Below are 17,494 nucleotides of genomic sequence, written 5' to 3'. Positions count from 1 at the left end.
ATCACGGCTCCGTAAGTAGTAAGAGGTCTGACCTGTTATGTGTAGAGGTGTATGCCACCTGCGTTCAATTAGCAATTTGTTTACATCGCAATTACAACCTTACTCACAAAATCGTTAAATCCGCTGTGGAGAGGAGGCGGGCTTTCGCGCGGCGCGCGCTTTGCGCCAACCCGCCATTCCGTTAAACTTGAAAAGTCACTCTTTTACTAACAAGGACATCCCTATGTACCAGGACATCATTCGCTCCGAGCTGAATGAAGCAGCGGACACGCTTAATACCTTCCTCAGCGACGAGGCGAATATTCACGCCATTCAGCGCGCGGCGGTGCTGTTGGCCGACAGCTTTAAAGCGGGCGGGAAAGTGCTCTCATGCGGCAACGGCGGCTCGCACTGTGACGCGATGCACTTCGCCGAAGAGCTGACCGGGCGCTATCGCGAGAACCGTCCGGGCTACCCGGCGATCGCCATCTCCGACGTCAGCCATCTCTCCTGCGTCAGCAACGATTTCGGCTACGACTACGTTTTCTCACGCTATATCGAAGCGGTGGGCCGTCCGGGCGACGTGCTGCTGGGGCTGTCGACCTCTGGCAACTCCGCCAATATCATTAAGGCGATCGAGGCGGCGCGCGCGCAGGACATGAAGGTCATCACCCTGACCGGCAAAGATGGCGGCAAAATGGCGGGCTCGGCGGATATCGAAATTCGCGTGCCGCACTTCGGCTACGCCGACCGCATTCAGGAGATCCACATCAAAGTGATCCATATCCTGATGCTGCTGATTGAAAAAGAGATGGTGAAGTAACGGTGCTGGCCGCCATCTTGCTGGCTGGCGGCTTTTCTGACTAAGGCGGTAGCTATGTGCGAATTGCTCGGGATGAGCGCTAACGTTCCAACCGATATCTGTTTTAGTTTTACCGGCCTGGTGCAGCGCGGCGGTGGAACCGGGCCGCATAAAGATGGCTGGGGCATCACCTTTTATGAAGACCGGGGCTGCCGCACCTTTAAAGATCCGCTGCCGAGCTATAACTCGCCTGTCGCGCGGCTGGTGCAGGAGTATCCCATCAAGTCCCATTCGGTGGTGGCACATATTCGCCAGGCGAACCGCGGGCCGGTCTCGCTGGAAAACACCCATCCCTTTACCCGCGAGCTGTGGGGACGCAACTGGACCTACGCGCATAATGGCCAGCTAAAAGGTTATCGGCAGCTGGAAACCGGCCACTTCCGTCCGGTCGGCGAAACCGACAGCGAGAAGGCGTTCTGCTGGCTGCTGCACAAGCTGGCGACGCGCTATCCGCGCACGCCCGCCAACTGGCCGGCAGTGTTTCGCTATGTGGCGGAACTGGCGGGCGAGCTGCGGCAGAAAGGGGTGTTCAATATGCTGCTGTCGGACGGGCGCTATCTGATGGCGTTCTGCTCGACCAATCTCTACTGGATTACGCGCCGCGCGCCCTTCGGCAAAGCACAGCTGCTCGATCAGGATGTCGAGATCGACTTCCAGCAGCACACCACCGCCAACGACGTGGTGACGGTGATTGCGACGCAGCCGCTAACGGCAAATGAAACCTGGCACCGCATCGTGCCAGGGGAGTGGGCGTTATTCTGCCTTGGAGAGCGCCAGAAATGATTTAGAGGCGGCTTCGGGATTGACGATCGCCGGGCTGCCGCTGTTCATCACATAGCTGCCGCTGGCGACGTTGACCGTCGGCGGCTGATGGTATTTCGCAAAGTACGCGTAGCCGGGCTGCAGCTCGCGCCAGAAGCTGGCGTAGGCGGAATAGCGATGGCGCTGCATGTTGGCGTCGGTCATGCGGAACGGGAAGATGCTGATGTTCACCTCTGACTGGCCGTTACGCAGCGCCGCGTTCACATAGGTGAAAATCTCGTCCATGTAGGCGTCGGTCATCGCGTAGCAGCCGATCGACTTACAGTCGCCGTGGATCATCAGATAGTTGCCGGTGTAGGCATGCTCGCGATCGTACTGGTTAGGAAAACCGACGTTGATAGCGCGATAAAAACGGCTGTCGGGCTTCAGCTGGTTGAGCCTCACGCTGTAAAAGCCTTCCGGGCTTTTAAAATCCCCTTCGCGGCGCTTCGGGCCGAGGCCGCCGGAGAAATTACAGATGCGATAGGTATCAAGCAGGCGAAATTCGTTGCCGATTTTGCCATAGAGCTCCAGCGTGCGTTCTTCCTTAAAAATCTGCAGATAGACCGGGGTACCGAGTAGCTGTTTCTTTAATTCTTTACTCACCGGCGTCGACACTGGCTGCGTCGGCTCGGGAGTCATTGCCATGCTGAGGGCTGGCATCAAAATCATCGCAAACAGAAGTGCGATTTTGCCCATGCTGTGTATACCTTGAGTGAAGAGAACGATGACGCGAGACGCGTCTCAGACTTGCATTATCGGAAAACTCCGCTACCGCAGCGCAACATTAGCATTGTCTGTTTTTTTATCAAGACGTCGCCAGGTAAATTCGCGTTTTCCTCAAGGTATGACGGCCAGAAATTTGTAAACTTTAGTGGCGACGGATGTTAAATCCGCTTTTCAGGCGCGCCTGACGCGGCGGCGCTTTGGCATCTGTACATCTATACAGTATCATAAGGCGTGACGGAAAGCGGATGGCGGGCAAGCGTGAAAATCATACATGTCGATATGGACTGCTTCTATGCAGCGGTGGAGATGCGCGACAATCCGTCGCTGCGCGATATCCCCATCGCCATTGGCGGCAGCCGCGAACGGCGCGGCGTGATCAGCACCGCCAACTATCCGGCGCGCAAATTCGGCGTACGCAGCGCGATGCCCACCGCCATGGCGCTGAAGCTCTGTCCGCATCTGAAGCTGCTGCCGGGGCGCTTCGACGCCTATAAAGAGGCGTCGCAGCAGATCCGCGAAATTTTCCTGCGCTATACCCCCTTGATCGAGCCGCTGTCGCTGGACGAAGCCTATCTCGACGTCACCGACAGCCCGCACTGCCACGGCTCCGCCACGCTGATCGCCCGCGAGATCCGCGGCACTATTCAGCGCGAGACGGGGCTGACCGCCTCGGCCGGCATCGCGCCGATTAAGTTCCTCGCGAAAATCGCCTCCGATCTCAACAAGCCCGACGGCCAGTACGTTATTACGCCGCAGGAGATGCCTGATTTTCTGCTGTCGCTTCCGCTGGCGAAGATCCCGGGCGTCGGCAAGGTGGCGACGAAAAAGCTCGAGGAGATGGGACTGCATACCTGCGCCGACGTGCAGAAAGCGGACGTGGCGCAGCTGCTCAAGCGCTTCGGCAAGTTTGGCCGCGTGCTGTGGGAGCGCAGCCACGGCATCGACGAGCGCGGCGTGGTGGTGGAGCGCGAACGCAAGTCCGTTGGCGTCGAGCGCACGCTGGCGGAAGATATTCACAGCTGGGAAGCCTGCCTGGAGATTATTGATTTTCTCTATGCGGAGCTGGAGCGCCGCCTGACGCAGGTTCGGCCCGACAGGCAAATCGCGCGGCAGGGCGTGAAGCTCAAGTTCAATGATTTCCAGCTGACGACGCAGGAGCATATCTGGCCGGAGCTGAACAAAGAGGATTTGATCGCGGTGGCGCGCAAAACCTGGGATGAGCGCCGCGCCGGACGCGGCGTGCGACTGGTGGGATTGCACGTTACGCTGCTCGATCCGCAGCTTGAGCGACAGCTGCTGCTGGGGTTGTAGTCAGACAGGGCACCTGAACTGAGCCTTACAGACCGCAAAGTGTTGGAAAAGCAGGTCGCCAGGCCTGAAGAGCAAAGCGTCCCGCAACAGGGATGTTGCGGGACGAGCGAGCATGGATGCGTAAAGCGACTTTGCGATCGGGCCTGGCGACCTGCGCAGACGCTAGTCTAACAGACGACGGCTCTTAAGGCGCCGGATAGGTGTAACGGCGGTGAATCGCCTCGATCCCTTCCAGAACTTCAGCATCCAGCGTCAGGTTGAAGCTGTCGATATTGATCTTCAGCTGCTCCATCGTTGTTGCGCCCAGCAGGGTGCTGGCGACGAACGGCTGCTGACGCACATAGGCCAGCGCCATCTGCGACGGATCCAGACGATGCTTCTGCGCCAGCGCCACATATTCCGCAATCGCCAGCTGCGACTGCTCGCCGCTGTAGCGCGTAAAGCGGCTGAACAGCGTGTTGCGCGCGCCGGCCGGTTTCGCGCCGTTCAGATACTTGCCGCTCAGGGTGCCGAAAGCGAGACTGGAGTAAGCCAGCAGCTCAACCCCTTCATGCTGGCTGATTTCCGCCAGGCCCACTTCAAAGCTGCGGTTCAGCAGGCTGTAGGGATTCTGAATGGTCACGATGCGCGGCAGCTCATGCTTCTCCGCCAGCTGCAGATAGCGCATCACGCCCCAGGCCGTTTCGTTCGACACGCCGATATAGCGAATTTTGCCGGCGCGCACCTGCTCGGTCAGCGCTTCCAGCGTCTCCAGCAGCGTGACGGGAATTGTGGTCTCGCTGTACTGATAGCCCAGCTTGCCGAAATAGTTGGTCTGGCGCTGTGGCCAGTGCAGCTGATAAAGGTCGAGGTAGTCGGTATTCAGGCGCTTCAGGCTGGCGTCCAGCGCCTCGCGGATATTTTTGCGGTCCAGCGCCTGGTTCGGGCGAATCGAGGCATCTGCGCCGCGCGACGGACCCGCGACCTTGCTGGCGAGGATCACTTTATCGCGGCTGCCGCGCGCCTTCAGCCAGCTGCCGATATACTGTTCGGTTAAACCCTGGGTTTCCGGGCGCGGCGGCACCGGGTACATTTCAGCGGTATCGATAAAGTTAATGCCGCTGGCGAGGGCGAAATCGAGCTGCTGGTGGGCGTCGGCTTCGCTATTCTGTTCACCAAACGTCATGGTTCCCAACCCCAGCTGACTCACTTCCAGCGTGCTATGGGGGATGCGGTGATAATGCATAGCCGTCTTCCTTATTTTTATGGAATGTAATGGTGTGTCCTGTGGGACTATAGCGCGTGAATCAGCGGGGAAGGAAGTGGGGAAAATCGGGGAAATCACCTGTCCGGGCAAATTGCGGGACAGGTGAGCTGAAATGGCACTTAACGCTCAATAATGGTCGACACTTCGTCGCCATTTATCTGCACTTCATGGCCTGACTGATCGGTATATTTCACCAGACCGGTCTCTTTATCGATGGTCGGCTTGCCTTCCGTCATAATCATCTGGCCGTTTTTCGTTGCCATTACATAATCTGAACTGCATCCGCTCAGTGTCACGGCGGCAAAAATCAACACTGCTACGCCTGCCAACTCTCTCATCACGCTTATTCCTCTCACTCCCGTCAGCCAGTGGACCGCATCGCCCCGTCAGAAGCCACGCAGCATCAACTGCAAAAAGTGTAGTAATAAATGGTTTTGGCGCTTTGCGTTATCGCATGAATCTGAAAATAAAAGGGCGACCTGAGGCCGCCCTTGACATCTTACGCCGCGCTTTTCTTAGCGCGCATCAGGTTCAGACACTCGACGGCCATCGAGAAGAACATGGCGAAATAAATGTAACCTTTTGGTACATGCACCGCGAAACTCTCCAGAATCAGGGTAAAACCCACCAGAATCAGAAAAGAGAGGGCGAGCATTTTGATCGAAGGATGGCGATCGACAAACTCGCCGATGGCGCGCGCGGCGAACATCATCATCAGCACGGCGATCACTACCGCCGCCATCATAATAAAGAGATGATCGGAAAGGCCGACGGCGGTAATCACCGAGTCCAGGCTAAAGATGATATCCAGCAGCATGATTTGCACGATAGCGCCGAAAAAGGAGTGCACGTTGGTCTTGTGCTCCTCTTCGCCGCCTTCGATGGTTTCATGGATCTCCATGCTCGATTTCCACAGCAGAAACAGACCGCCGCCAAGCAGGATCAGATCGCGCCAGGAGAAGGCGTGATCGAGCAGGGTAAACAGCGGATGGGTCAGACGTGCGACCCAGGCGATAGAGGCCAGCAGGGCGAGACGCATCAGCATGGCGCCCATCAGGCCGAGACGACGCGCGCTGGCCTGCTGATGTTTAGGCAGTTTCGCCACCACCAGCGACAGGAAAATAATATTATCAATACCCAGAACCACTTCGAGGATGGTCAGCGTGCCCAGCGCCAGCCAGGCGTTGGGATCGGTTATCCACTCAAACATGCGCACACTCAATCTTAAACGAAAAGTAAACGGCGATTATACGCATCCGCTTTGATGAACTTACAGTAAAAAATGACGCGCCAGCAGCGGCGCGGTGAAGCTCTTTTTCAGGTAAAAACCGCGCGGCAGCGTCATAATCGGCTCGCCGTGTTCGCCGATGCCTTCGGTCAACGCCCTGCTGTTGGCGGCTTTCGGCCGGATCTGCAGCCAGGCGCCGTGGCGCGCGGTAATGCGTTCAACCTGGCCCAGCACGATCATATCCATCAGCTCCTCCCAGTCCTGGCGCAGCATGCGATCTTCCTCTTCGCTCGGGCTCCACAGCAGCGGCGCGCCGACGCGACGCTGGGCGAGAGGAATGGCGCGATCGCCCTCCACCGGGATCCACAGCACGCGCGCCAGTTTATGGCGCACGTGGCTCGTCTCCCAAGTCACGCCGCTGTTGCCGGTCAGCGGCGCCACGCAGACAAAGGTGGTTTCCAGCGGTTTGCCCTGCGCGTCGACAGGGATGGTTTTGAGTTCAATGCCGAGATGGGCGAAATCCTGCTCCGCCTTACTGCCTGCGCTGGCGCCCAGATAACGCTCCAGCAGCATGCCGACCCAGCCTTTATCGCGTTTCAGATCGGCCGGCATCGGCAGGCTGGCCTGCTCGGCCAGGGCCGCCAGCGACTGGCCCGCCAGCGCATGGGCGCGCGCCAGGAGAACGGCTTCATTTTCGGGCGGGGTAGGCAGCTGGAACATAACGAATACTCTGTTGGTTAAAAAATAGACAACTTTTCTCCTGCAAACTTTTCCCACAGCGGCGTCAGGAGAAAGGGCGCTGATAATAGCATGATTCCGCATGCTTTTTTAATTACGCGCCGTGCCGGCTTGCCACAGCCGTACAAGGTTATCCCGGACTGACGGCAATAATGAACAGGATCTTCGCCTGAGTTATCCACAGATCGGTGGGATAACCCCGCTGCACTCGCGCTACTGGTTCCATTTACAGCCTTGACTTTAGTGAAAAAGGCGCTTTTTTATCCAGTGGTGAGCAAGTTTACTGCATTGTCTGTGGATAAAAACGACGTCGCTTGATCTTTAACCAGCTAAAACGCTTTCGCGCCTTCCACCGCAAATGTGGCTGTTTTTATTCTGAATAAGAGTCGATTAATTTGCTGTTTTTAAACTATAAAAATCATTTTTCACTATGCGGGGCTGATAAGGGACGCAAAAGTTTATTCAGCTAATTCCCGTGTTCTGCACAAAGCTATCCACAGAAAACGTGAATAAGATCGCCTCTTTGCCGCCTTAATTGTTTATAACTCTGGCCAATGCTGTGAGTTATCCAGGTGTGGTGCCGCGTTCTTCCCGGCAATCCAGTGGTTTACCGCCTGTAAGGAGTGTGAAACAATCAGGCTATTCAAATTTAGCTTTGAGGTAGTCCAGTGATCGATGATGATGGCTACCGCCCGAATGTTGGTATCGTAATCTGTAACAGGCAAGGACAAGTGTTGTGGGCCAGGCGCTTTGGACAGCACTCCTGGCAGTTTCCTCAGGGAGGCATCAATCCGGGTGAAACCGCCGAACAGGCGATGTATCGCGAACTGTTCGAAGAAGTTGGTTTACACCGTAAAGATGTTCGAATACTTGCATCTACCCGAAACTGGTTGCGCTACAAATTGCCAAAACGTTTGGTGCGTTGGGACACAAAGCCGGTGTGTATCGGCCAGAAACAAAAGTGGTTTCTTCTGCAGTTGATGAGCAGTGACGCGGATATCAATGTGCAACACAGCAGCACGCCGGAGTTCGACGGCTGGCGCTGGGTGAGCTTCTGGTATCCGGTGCGTCAGGTTGTCTCCTTTAAACGCGACGTCTATCGTCGCGTGATGAAGGAATTCGCTGGCGTGGTAATGTCGATGCAGGAGAGTGCGGGGCAGCAGCGCAGCGCGCCAGCCCATCGACGGAAAAGAGGATAGGCCACGCCCTTATGCTCACTCAGTTGCGCGAAATAGTAGAAAAGGTGGCGGGCGCGCCGCGGCTTAACGACGCGCTCGACATCCTGGTCAATGAGATCTGCCTGGCGATGGACACGGAAGTGTGCTCTGTTTATCTCGCGGATCACGATCACCATTGCTACTACCTGATGGCCACGCGCGGCCTGAAAAAACCGCGCGGGCGCACCGTTACGCTGGCGTTCGACGAAGGGATCGTCGGCCTGGTGGGGCGGCTCGCCGAACCCATCAACCTTGCGGATGCGCAAAGCCACCCCAGCTTCAAATATATTCCCGCCGTTAAAGAAGAGCGCTATCGCTCCTTCCTTGGCGTGCCGATCATCAGCCGCCGGCAGCTGCTGGGCGTGCTGGTGGTGCAGCAGCGCGAACACCGACAGTTCGACGAGAGCGAAGAGTCCTTCCTGGTCACGCTGGCGACGCAGATGGCGACCCTACTGTCGCAGTCGCAGCTCGGCCAGCTGTTCGGCCAGTTCCGCCAGACGCGGGTGCGCGCTATCGCCGCCGCGCCAGGCGTCGCCGTCGCCCCGGGCTGGGTCGACGAAACGCAGCCGCTGCTGGATCAGGTCTCCGCCGCCTCGACGCTCGATGTGCAGCGCGAACGCGAACGCCTGGTGCTGGCGATGAGCGAAGCCGCCAGCGAATTCCGCCGCTTCAGCAAACGTTTCGCCGCCGGCGTGCAGAAAGAGAGCGCGGCGATCTTCGATCTTTACTCCCACCTGTTGACCGATGCCCGCCTGAAAAAAGATCTGTTTGACGAGATCGAGCAGGGATCGGTCGCCGAATGGGCGGTCAAAAAGGTCATCGAAAAATTCGCCGCCCAGTTTGCTAGCCTGAGCGACAGCTACCTGCGCGAGCGCGCGGGCGATCTGCGCGTGCTGGGCCAGCGCCTGCTGTTTCATCTCGATGACTCGCTGGTCGGTACCAATGCCTGGCCGGAACGTTTTGTGCTGGTGGCCGACGAGCTCACCGCCACCACGCTGGCGGAGCTGCCGCACGAGCGGCTGGCGGGCATCGTGGTGCGCGACGGCGCCGCGAACTCGCACGCCGCGATCCTGACGCGCGCCATGGGCATTCCCACGGTGATGGGCGCCGATATCCTGCCTGCGCAGCTCAATAAACGTCTGCTGATCGTCGACGGCTACCGCGGCGAGTTGTTAATCGATCCCGAACCGGTGCTGGTGCAGGAGTATCAGCGCCTGATCAGCGAAGAGAACGCGCTGAGCAAAATGGCGGAAGGGGTGGTCGATCAGCCGGGCGAGCTGAAAAGCGGCGAGCGCATCCAGGTGATGCTTAACGCTGGCCTCAGCCCGGAGCATGAACAGACGCTCGACAGCTGGGTAGACGGCATCGGCCTCTACCGCACCGAAATTCCCTTTATGCTGCAGAACGGCTTCCCGTCCGAAGAGGAGCAGGTGGCGCAGTATCAGGGCATGCTGCAGCTGTTTCACAACAAGCCGGTCACGCTGCGCACGCTGGACGTCGGCGCCGATAAACAGCTGCCATATATGCCAATCAGCGAAGAGAATCCCTGCCTCGGCTGGCGCGGCATTCGCCTGACGCTCGATCAGCCGGAAATTTTTCTGGTGCAGGTGCGCGCAATGCTGCGCGCCAACGTCGCCTCAGGCAACCTCAGCATTCTGCTGCCGATGATCAGCCATATCGACGAGATCGACGACGCGGTGCGGCTGATCCAGCGCGCCGGACGCGAAGTGGAAGAGATGCTGGGCTACGTGATCCCCAAACCGCGCATCGGCGTGATGATCGAAGTGCCGTCGATGCTGTTTATGATCCCGCAGCTGCAGTCGCGCGTCGATTTCGTTTCGGTCGGCACCAACGATCTGACCCAGTATTTGATGGCGGTGGATCGCAACAACACGCGCGTCGCCAACCTTTACGATCCGCTGCATCCCGCGATGCTGCGCGCGCTGCAGGCGATCGCCACCGAAGCCCGTCTGGCGAATCTCGAACTCTGTCTTTGTGGTGAAATGGCGGGCGATCCGATGTGCGTCGCGCTGCTGGTGGGGCTTGGCTATCACCATCTCAGCATGAACGGCAAGAACGTACCGCGCGTAAAATATCTGCTGCGCCATCTGGATAAAGAAGAGACGCAAAAGCTGAGCGAGCAAGGTCTGAGCGCGCACACCGCGTCGGAGGTCCGCCATCTGGTCGCCGCCTTTATGGAGCGGCGCGGGCTGGGTGGCCTGATCCGCGGCGGGCGCTAGGCGTTATCCTCGTTTACATTTACGCTGCTCTGTAAAAAAGCAGGCTGTGCTATCATGCGCAGCCTTTAACATATCCGCCTGGCGCCCCTTTTTCAGGGCTGAAAATTGAATGGTGAATGATGAATAACGGCTATATCGCATTTCCGCAGTTCGATCCGGTGATCTTCTCTATCGGACCGGTTTCGCTGCACTGGTACGGACTGATGTACCTCGTCGGCTTTATTTTTGCCATGTGGCTGGCGGTGCGCCGCGCCAACAAACCCGGCAGCGGCTGGAAAAAAGAGGAGGTTGAAAACCTGCTCTATGCTGGCTTCCTCGGCGTCTTCCTCGGCGGCCGCATCGGCTACGTGCTCTTCTATAACCTGCCGCTGTTTCTGGACAATCCGCTCTATCTGTTCAAAGTCTGGGATGGCGGCATGTCGTTCCACGGCGGTCTGATCGGCGTTATCGTGGTGATGCTGATCTTCGCGCGCCGCACCAAACGCACCTTTTTCCAGGTCTCTGACTTTATCGCGCCGCTGATTCCGTTCGGCCTCGGCGCAGGCCGTCTCGGCAACTTTATCAACGGCGAACTGTGGGGCCGCGTGGCGCCTGATTTCAAATTCGCCATGCTCTTCCCCGGCTCGCGCAGCGAAGATGTGGCGCTGGCGGCGAATAACCCGGGCTACCAGGATCTGCTGAACACCTACGGCGTGCTGCCGCGTCATCCGTCCCAGCTCTATGAACTGATGCTGGAAGGCGTAGTGCTGTTTATTATTCTCAACCTGTTTATTCGCAAACCGCGTCCGATGGGCAGCGTCTCCGGCCTGTTCCTCATCGGCTACGGCGCGTTTCGCATTATCGTTGAATTCTTCCGTCAGCCGGATGCGCAGCTCGGCCTGTTCGAGGGCGGCGTCAGTATGGGGCAGATCCTCTCCATTCCGATGATCCTGGCGGGCATTATCATGATGGTCTGGGCGTATCGTCGTCGCCCGCAGCAACACACTCGAGAGGTAAAATGAAACAGTATCTGGACCTGATGCAACACGTGCTGAACCACGGCACGCCGAAATCTGACCGTACCGGCACCGGCACGCTGTCGATTTTCGGCCACCAGATGCGTTTCAACCTGCAGGACGGCTTTCCGCTGGTGACCACGAAAAAAGTGCATTTGCGCTCAATCATTCACGAGCTGCTGTGGTTTCTGAAAGGCGAGACCAATATCCGCTATCTGAAAGAGAACAAGGTCACTATCTGGGACGAGTGGGCGGATGAAAACGGCGACCTTGGTCCGGTTTACGGCAAACAGTGGCGCAGCTGGGGTAGCGCGCGCGGCGAAGAGATCGACCAGATTGCGAAGGTTATCGAGCAGCTGAAACGCGATCCCGATTCGCGCCGTATTATCGTCTCGGCGTGGAACGTCGGCGAGCTGGACGAGATGGCGCTGGCGCCGTGCCACGCGTTCTTCCAGTTCTACGTGGCGGACGGCAAACTCTCCTGCCAGCTCTATCAGCGCTCCTGCGATATCTTCCTCGGCCTGCCGTTCAATATCGCCAGCTATGCGCTGCTGGTGCATATGGTGGCGCAGCAGTGCGATCTGCAGGTCGGCGATTTCGTCTGGACCGGCGGCGACACGCACCTCTACAGCAACCATCTGGAGCAGGCGCGCCTGCAGCTGACGCGCGAGCCGCGCGCGCTGCCGAAGCTGGTGATTAAGCGCAAGCCCGACTCGATCTTCGACTACTGCTTCGAGGATTTCGAGATCGAAGGCTACGATCCTCATCCCGCCATTAAGGCGCCGGTCGCGGTGTAACATCCCGACCTGCGGTAACAAAGCCCCGGCGTAGCCCTGCTCGCCGGGGCTTTTTTTATCCAGCTTTTGCGCCTTCTGTCGCATTTCCTTGTGGTCACCTGCAACCCGCCCATTTTTGCTGTAAAGCGGCGCGCATGCCCGGCCAGCACCGCTGGCGACGGCACGCGTGGCGCGGCAGAGTAGCGCCATGAAAAAGAGAACAGACCAGGGTTTTACGCTGCCGGAACTGCTGTTCGTGCTGGTTATCGTCGGCATCCTCAGCCTCGGCGCGCTGCAGGGCTGGCAGCGTTGGCAGCAGCGACAGCAGCTGCGCGAGACCGCGCAACAGCTGCAGGGCTTTTTACAGCGTCTGCGCGCCCAGGCCAACTGGCAGAACCAGGATCGCGCGCTCTGGCTGATACCGGGCGAGCGCGGCTGTCTGGGCAGCGGCCCGAAACCCGAGGGCCGCTGCGCGCGCGGCGGGCGGCTGCGGTTCGTCGCGCCTTATCCCGGCGTTAGCCTGACTGCGCTGCGCGGCGAGCCGGGCTTTTACGGCCGCCGCAACATGGCGAAGGCGGGCAGCCTGGAGTTCGGCAACGCCAGCGGCAGGCTGCGGCTGATTATCTCAGCGCGCGCGCGCATTCGTCTCTGCCAGCCGGAGGAGCAGGGATGCGACTGAAGATGGCGGGATTCAGCCTGCTGGAGATGCTGGTGGCGATGGCCGTTAGCGCCGTGCTGATGCTGAGCGCGGGACGCTTTTTACCGCTGCTGATCGGAGAGAGTCTGCGCCTGCAGCAACGCGTTCAGCTACGGGAAGATCTGCAGCAGCTGATGCAGACGCTGGAAAAAGCGGTGCGCCGCGCCGGCTACTGCAACGGCGAGTGCAGCGGGACGGCGCTCAGCCTTTCCACCGGCTGCCTGCTGCTGCGCTGGGACGACAACAGCAACGGAAGATGGGAAGGCGTGAGCCACAGCGAAAGCGATTACTACGGCTTTCGGCTGCGGCAAAAGCAGCTGGAAACTCAACGCGGCGTGGACGGCTGCGGCGGCACCGGCTGGGAACGGCTGACCGATCCCGCCTTTCTCACTATTGAGCAGTTCAGCGTCGAACGCGCGGGCGCGCTGATTAAGCTGCGGCTGGCCGGTCGCGCCGGTCGCTGGCTGGAAACGCTGGAAAGCTGGATAGAGGGCGAAAATCTGTGAATCAACAAGGCAACAGCGCGCTGGGCATGGTGCTGACGATCCTGCTGGCAGGCAGCCTGACGCTGCACGCCAGCCGGGAACGGCTGGAGCAGAGCATGTCACTGGTGGCCGACGAGCGGCAGCACTATCGCGATTTCTGGGCGGCGCAGTCGGCGCTGCAGTGGGGGCTGACGCTGAGCTGGACGACGCCGCAGGGCTGTCAGCAGGCGCCGGAGCAGGGCTGGCAAAGCTGTTTGCAGAAGGTAAACGATGAGCGAGCGTTACTTACAGGCCGCGCGGCGGCGAGCGAACTGGCGCTGCGGCGCTGGGTGGCGAGGGAAGGGAGCCGGATCAGGCCGCTGCCGCACGGCTGGATCGACTACTGCCCGCTGGCCGCGGCAACGCTCTGCCTGTAGGCAGCACGGGTTCAGCCTGCCGGAAGCGCTGTTCGCGCTGCTGCTGCTGGCGACGAGCGTCAGCGCGCTGCTGCAGTATCATCGCGCTCTGACGCAGGGCTTCAACCAGCAGTGGCAGCAGCGCGTGGCGGCGCGCGTCGCCGCTCAGCGTCTGATAGGCCACGAGGTCGCGGGCTGGCGTACTTCGCTGCAACGCAGCGGCGCCGTCTCGACCTGCACGCTGGAGCGCGCCGAGGTTAGTGGACCTTACGAGGCGCACGCCATGCTGACGCGTTTACGTTGCTGAGAGGCAAAAGCGCCCCCATGCTATGGGCAACCCCGGCGATACGCGGTAGAGTGACCAGTCTGCCGCTTTGCCGCGCCAGACAGTGTCACCACAGGAGTTTTCATGTTTCACGTTTATCACTCAAACCAGCTCGATGTTCTGAAGATTCTCGCGGCAGCGGTGATAGAACATGATCCCCTTAGCGATCCCTTCGCCGCTGAAACCGTGCTGGTGCAGAGTCCCGGCATGGCGCAGTGGCTGCAGATGGAGCTGGCGCACACCTTCGGCATCGCCGCCAATATCGACTTCCCGCTTCCCGCCTCCTTTATCTGGGATATGTTCGTGCGCGTACTGCCGGATATTCCCGCCGAAAGCGCCTTTACTAAAGCCAGCATGAGCTGGAAGCTGATGCATCGCCTGCCGACCCTGCTGACCGAAGAGGCCTTTGTTTCGCTGCGCCACTATCTGCACGACGACAGCGACAAGCGCAAGCTGTTCCAGCTCTGCTCACGCGTCGCCGATCTCTTCGACCAGTATCTGGTCTATCGCGCCGACTGGCTGAATCGCTGGGAGCAGGGCGAGCTGGTGGAAGGACTGGGCGATGCGCAGCTGTGGCAGTCGGCGCTGTGGCGCGACCTGGTGGCCTACACCGAGGCGCTGGGTCAGCCGAAATGGCACCGCGCCAATCTCTACGCGCGCTTTATTCAGACGCTGGAGCGAGCCGAGCATGCGCCGCCCAGTCTGCCGAAGCGCGTCTTTATCTGCGGCATCTCCGCCTTGCCGCCGGTCTATCTCCAGGCGCTGCAGGCGCTGGGCCGCCATATCGATATTCATCTGCTGTTTACTAATCCCTGCCGCGATTACTGGGGCGATATTCAGGACTACGCCTTCCTGGCGAAGCTGCAGAGCCGCCAGCGTCGTCGCCTCGACAGCGAAGAGGCGCGCGATCTCTTCAGCGATCCGCTCGACGCGCCGGCGCGCTTCAACGCCGAAGGGGAACAGCAGCTCAGCAACCCGCTGCTGGCCTCCTGGGGCAAGCTGGGCCGCGACAATCTTTTTCTGCTGAGTCAGATGGACGAGGCAGATGACGTCGACGCCTTCGTCGAGGTCGAGGAAGACAACCTGCTGCACGCCATGCAGCACGACCTGCTGCATCTGCAGGATAACGCGGTGCTGGGGCTAAACGCGGAAGAGCTCGCCTGGAGCGGCAGCAAGCGTCTGCTCGATCCCGACGATCGATCGATTAGCGTGCAGATCTGCCACAGCGCCCAGCGCGAAGTGGAAGTCTTGCAGGATCATTTGCTGGCGATGATGGAGGCGGATCCCGGTCTTAAACCGCGCGATGTTATCGTGATGGTGGCCGATATCGACAGCTACGCTCCCTTTATTCAGGCGGTCTTCGCTAACGCGCCCGCCGATCGCTATCTGCCCTTCTCTATCTCCGATCGCCGCGCCAGCCAGGCGCATCCGGCGATATTCGCCTTTCTCAGCCTGCTGGCGCTGCCGGACAGTCGCTTTGCGGCGGAAGATGTGCTGGCGCTTCTGGAGGTGCCGGCGCTGGCGAACCGATTTTCGGTGGATGAGAGCGGCCTGCGCCTGCTGCGCCGCTGGGTAGACGAGTCGGGCGTGCGCTGGGGACTGGACGACGACAGCGCCGAAGCCCTGGCGCTGCCGGTCACCGGCCAGCACACCTGGCGCTTCGGCCTGGAGCGCATGCTGCTGGGCTATGCGATGGAGAGCCATCACGGCGACTGGCAGGGCATTCTGCCCTACGACGAGTCGAGCGGCCTGGTCGGCGAGCTGGCTGGCCACCTGGCGGAGCTGCTGATGCGGCTGAACCACTGGCGCGCGCGGCTCAGCGAATCCCGTCCGCTGGAAGGCTGGCTGCCGCTTTGTCGGGAAATGATCAACGACTTCTTCCACGGTGACGCCGAAGCGGAAGCCGCGCTGCTACTGGTTGAAGAGCAGTGGAAACAGCTGATCGAATATGGCCAGGCGGCGCGTTATGAGGCGGCTATTCCGGTGACGCTGCTGCGCGACGATCTGCGCGCGCGTCTCGATCAGCAGCGTATCAGCCAGCGCTTTCTCGCCGGTCAGATTAACTTCTGCACGCTGATGCCGATGCGTTCGATTCCCTTCCGCGTGGTCTGCCTGCTCGGCATGAACGACGGCGTTTATCCCCGCACGCTGCCGGCGCCGGGCTTCGACCTGATGCAGCAGCAGACGCGCAAAGGCGATCGCAGCCGACGCGACGACGACCGCTATCTGTTTCTCGAGGCGCTGCTTTCTGCGCAGGATCGGCTCTATATCAGCTATATCGGCCGCGCCATTCAGGATAATACGGAACGCTATCCCTCGGTGCTGGTCACAGAGCTGCTGGATTACATCGGCCAGAGCTTCTGTCTGCCTGGCGACGAAGCGAAGGAGCTGGACGAGAGCGCGCAGCGCGTACAGCGCCATATTCAGCATCTTCACAGCCGCATGCCGTTCGCCGCCGAGAATTTTCACCCGCAGTCGCGCTGCCACAGCTTTGCGCGCGAATGGCTGCCCGCCGCGCAGGGAAAAGGCGAGGCGCAGCCCGACTTTGTGCAGCCGCTGCCGCTGGCGGAGATGGAATCGGTCTCCTGCGAGCAGTTCCTGCGCTTCTGGCGGCATCCGGTGCGCGCCTGGTTTCATCAGCGGCTCGGCGTCGCCTTCTGGCTGGAAGAGACGGAGCTGTCGGACAACGAGCCTTTCGCGCTCGACAGCCTGGAGCGCTACCAGATCAACGCCGAGCTGCTGAACGCGCTGGTGGAGGGCGAAGATACGCAGCGTCTTTACGCTCTGCATCGCGCGGCAGGCAACCTGCCTTACGGCGCGTTCGGCGAGCTGTTCTGGCAGGCGCAGCAGGAGGAGATGCAAGAGGTGGCGGCGGCGGTCATCGAGCAGCGCAGCGAAGGCGACAGCTGGGAAGTCACTCTGCCGCTCGGCGGCGTCACGCTGACCGGCTGGCTGACGCAGGTCCAGCGTGACGGCCTGCTGCGCTGGCGTCCAGGGGTGCTGAACATGAACGACGGCCTGCTGCTCTGGCTGGAGCACCTTATCTACTGCGCGCTGGGCGGCGACGGGGAAAGCCGCATGATGGGCAGAGAAAACAGCCGCTGGCGCTTTGCGGCGGTGGCGCAGCCGGAGGCGGAGGCGATGCTGACGCGCTATATGCAGGGCTATCAGCAAGGCATGTCGCAACCGCTGCTGCTGCTCAACAAGAGCGGCGGCGCCTGGCTGACGGCAAGTTACGACAAAAAAACGCAGCAGCTGCTGCTGGATGAAGCGACCCAGGTCAAAGCGCGCAATCGCCTGCTGCAGGCCTGGACGGGCGGCTATCAGCAGGAAGGCGAGGGCGGCGATCCCTACCTGCAGCGGCTCTGTCGCGTATTGAACGAGGCGCAGATAGCGCAAATCACCGAGGCTGCGCAGCGCTGGTATCTGCCGGTGTTGCAGGCTCACCTGGATGATGAATAGCAAGCGGC

Annotated in this window: 17 protein-coding genes; 12 read left to right on the top strand and 5 right to left on the bottom strand. The window is 60.0% G+C overall.

The features are described 5' to 3' along the window. Positions 1-223: 223 nt before the first annotated feature. Complete coding sequence (gene lpcA, locus PVE98_RS15820; protein WP_096072632.1) at positions 224-802, top strand: D-sedoheptulose 7-phosphate isomerase; 579 nt, start codon at positions 224-226, stop codon at positions 800-802. Positions 803-856: 54 nt separating this feature from the next. After that, entirely contained in the window at positions 857-1,624 is a 768-nt protein-coding gene (locus tag PVE98_RS15815; RefSeq protein WP_033752848.1) for a class II glutamine amidotransferase, read from the top strand. On the opposite strand, the gene dpaA is transcribed toward PVE98_RS15815, so the two are convergent. Then, positions 1,595-2,341, bottom strand: a complete 747-nt coding sequence (gene dpaA / locus PVE98_RS15810; RefSeq protein WP_033752847.1) for a peptidoglycan meso-diaminopimelic acid protein amidase — start codon at positions 2,339-2,341, stop codon at positions 1,595-1,597. The genes PVE98_RS15815 and dpaA overlap by 30 nt on opposite strands. Positions 2,342-2,650: 309 nt before the next feature. Between dpaA and dinB the strand changes: the two genes are divergently transcribed. After that, complete coding sequence (gene dinB / locus PVE98_RS15805; RefSeq protein WP_033752901.1) at positions 2,651-3,682, top strand: DNA polymerase IV; 1,032 nt, start codon at positions 2,651-2,653, stop codon at positions 3,680-3,682. Between the two features lie 184 nt (positions 3,683-3,866). On the opposite strand, the gene PVE98_RS15800 is transcribed toward dinB, so the two are convergent. The 4 genes from PVE98_RS15800 to mutH all read right to left on the bottom strand — a co-directional run bounded on the left by PVE98_RS15800 (position 3,867) and on the right by mutH (position 6,876). Continuing rightward, positions 3,867-4,907: an NADP(H)-dependent aldo-keto reductase gene (locus tag PVE98_RS15800; RefSeq protein ID WP_096072633.1), complete on the bottom strand. Its 1,041-nt coding sequence runs from the start codon at positions 4,905-4,907 to the stop codon at positions 3,867-3,869. Between the two features lie 140 nt (positions 4,908-5,047). After that, positions 5,048-5,266, bottom strand: coding sequence for a YgdI/YgdR family lipoprotein (locus tag PVE98_RS15795; protein ID WP_033752845.1), 219 nt, complete (start codon positions 5,264-5,266; stop codon positions 5,048-5,050). A 161-nt stretch (positions 5,267-5,427) separates the two neighbouring features. Next, positions 5,428-6,138, bottom strand: coding sequence for a TerC family protein (locus tag PVE98_RS15790; RefSeq protein WP_033752844.1), 711 nt, complete (start codon positions 6,136-6,138; stop codon positions 5,428-5,430). Between the two features lie 60 nt (positions 6,139-6,198). Next, the gene (mutH, locus tag PVE98_RS15785) at positions 6,199-6,876 is read right to left on the bottom strand and encodes a DNA mismatch repair endonuclease MutH (RefSeq protein ID WP_096072634.1); all 678 of its coding nucleotides are present in this window, start codon (positions 6,874-6,876) and stop codon (positions 6,199-6,201) included. Positions 6,877-7,562: 686 nt separating this feature from the next. Here mutH and rppH point away from each other — a divergent pair. The 9 genes from rppH to recC all read left to right on the top strand — a co-directional run bounded on the left by rppH (position 7,563) and on the right by recC (position 17,486). Further along, positions 7,563-8,093, top strand: coding sequence for an RNA pyrophosphohydrolase (gene rppH / locus PVE98_RS15780; RefSeq protein ID WP_033752842.1), 531 nt, complete (start codon positions 7,563-7,565; stop codon positions 8,091-8,093). Between the two features lie 11 nt (positions 8,094-8,104). Next, entirely contained in the window at positions 8,105-10,351 is a 2,247-nt protein-coding gene (ptsP, locus tag PVE98_RS15775) for a phosphoenolpyruvate--protein phosphotransferase (RefSeq protein ID WP_096072635.1), read from the top strand. A gap of 119 nt (positions 10,352-10,470) precedes the next feature. Continuing rightward, positions 10,471-11,352: a prolipoprotein diacylglyceryl transferase gene (lgt, locus tag PVE98_RS15770; protein WP_033752900.1), complete on the top strand. Its 882-nt coding sequence runs from the start codon at positions 10,471-10,473 to the stop codon at positions 11,350-11,352. Then, positions 11,349-12,143 (top strand): thymidylate synthase, encoded by a 795-nt coding sequence (gene thyA, locus PVE98_RS15765; RefSeq protein ID WP_048785758.1) that lies wholly within the window; start codon positions 11,349-11,351, stop codon positions 12,141-12,143. Before lgt ends, thyA begins: the two co-directional genes overlap by 4 nt. Positions 12,144-12,330: 187 nt before the next feature. Beyond that, the gene (locus PVE98_RS15760; protein WP_033752839.1) at positions 12,331-12,801 is read left to right on the top strand and encodes a prepilin peptidase-dependent protein; all 471 of its coding nucleotides are present in this window, start codon (positions 12,331-12,333) and stop codon (positions 12,799-12,801) included. After that, a complete protein-coding gene (locus tag PVE98_RS15755) occupies positions 12,792-13,325 on the top strand; it encodes a prepilin peptidase-dependent protein (protein ID WP_033752838.1) in 534 nt (177 codons plus the stop codon). Before PVE98_RS15760 ends, PVE98_RS15755 begins: the two co-directional genes overlap by 10 nt. Then, positions 13,322-13,720: a DUF2509 family protein gene (locus tag PVE98_RS15750; RefSeq protein ID WP_033752837.1), complete on the top strand. Its 399-nt coding sequence runs from the start codon at positions 13,322-13,324 to the stop codon at positions 13,718-13,720. The genes PVE98_RS15755 and PVE98_RS15750 overlap by 4 nt, the downstream gene beginning before the upstream one ends. A 124-nt stretch (positions 13,721-13,844) precedes the next feature. Then, positions 13,845-14,006, top strand: a complete 162-nt coding sequence (locus tag PVE98_RS15745) for a hypothetical protein (RefSeq protein ID WP_407568598.1) — start codon at positions 13,845-13,847, stop codon at positions 14,004-14,006. A gap of 102 nt (positions 14,007-14,108) precedes the next feature. Then, the gene (gene recC, locus PVE98_RS15740; RefSeq protein ID WP_096072637.1) at positions 14,109-17,486 is read left to right on the top strand and encodes an exodeoxyribonuclease V subunit gamma; all 3,378 of its coding nucleotides are present in this window, start codon (positions 14,109-14,111) and stop codon (positions 17,484-17,486) included. Positions 17,487-17,494 lie beyond the last annotated feature (8 nt).

This window comes from Pantoea sp. GABEPS69 (assembly GCF_045780835.1).
Lineage (GTDB): Bacteria > Pseudomonadota > Gammaproteobacteria > Enterobacterales > Enterobacteriaceae > Pantoea > Pantoea septica.
Note: the sequence above shows the minus strand (reverse complement) of the source record. Positions and strands in the feature narration are given on the sequence as shown.

What these genes read in the sequence shown, in the direction of transcription:
- lpcA (WP_096072632.1), top strand. Translation starts at nt 224, where the DNA reads ATGTACCAGGACATCATTCGCTCCGAGCTGAATGAAGCAGCGGACACG.
- PVE98_RS15815 (WP_033752848.1), top strand. Translation starts at nt 857, where the DNA reads ATGTGCGAATTGCTCGGGATGAGCGCTAACGTTCCAACCGATATCTGT.
- dpaA (WP_033752847.1), bottom strand. Translation starts at nt 2,341, where the DNA reads ATGGGCAAAATCGCACTTCTGTTTGCGATGATTTTGATGCCAGCCCTC.
- dinB (WP_033752901.1), top strand. Translation starts at nt 2,651, where the DNA reads ATGGACTGCTTCTATGCAGCGGTGGAGATGCGCGACAATCCGTCGCTG.
- PVE98_RS15800 (WP_096072633.1), bottom strand. Translation starts at nt 4,907, where the DNA reads ATGCATTATCACCGCATCCCCCATAGCACGCTGGAAGTGAGTCAGCTG.
- PVE98_RS15795 (WP_033752845.1), bottom strand. Translation starts at nt 5,266, where the DNA reads ATGAGAGAGTTGGCAGGCGTAGCAGTGTTGATTTTTGCCGCCGTGACA.
- PVE98_RS15790 (WP_033752844.1), bottom strand. Translation starts at nt 6,138, where the DNA reads ATGTTTGAGTGGATAACCGATCCCAACGCCTGGCTGGCGCTGGGCACG.
- mutH (WP_096072634.1), bottom strand. Translation starts at nt 6,876, where the DNA reads ATGTTCCAGCTGCCTACCCCGCCCGAAAATGAAGCCGTTCTCCTGGCG.
- ptsP (WP_096072635.1), top strand. Translation starts at nt 8,105, where the DNA reads ATGCTCACTCAGTTGCGCGAAATAGTAGAAAAGGTGGCGGGCGCGCCG.
- lgt (WP_033752900.1), top strand. Translation starts at nt 10,471, where the DNA reads ATGAATAACGGCTATATCGCATTTCCGCAGTTCGATCCGGTGATCTTC.
- thyA (WP_048785758.1), top strand. Translation starts at nt 11,349, where the DNA reads ATGAAACAGTATCTGGACCTGATGCAACACGTGCTGAACCACGGCACG.
- PVE98_RS15760 (WP_033752839.1), top strand. Translation starts at nt 12,331, where the DNA reads ATGAAAAAGAGAACAGACCAGGGTTTTACGCTGCCGGAACTGCTGTTC.
- PVE98_RS15755 (WP_033752838.1), top strand. Translation starts at nt 12,792, where the DNA reads ATGCGACTGAAGATGGCGGGATTCAGCCTGCTGGAGATGCTGGTGGCG.
- recC (WP_096072637.1), top strand. Translation starts at nt 14,109, where the DNA reads ATGTTTCACGTTTATCACTCAAACCAGCTCGATGTTCTGAAGATTCTC.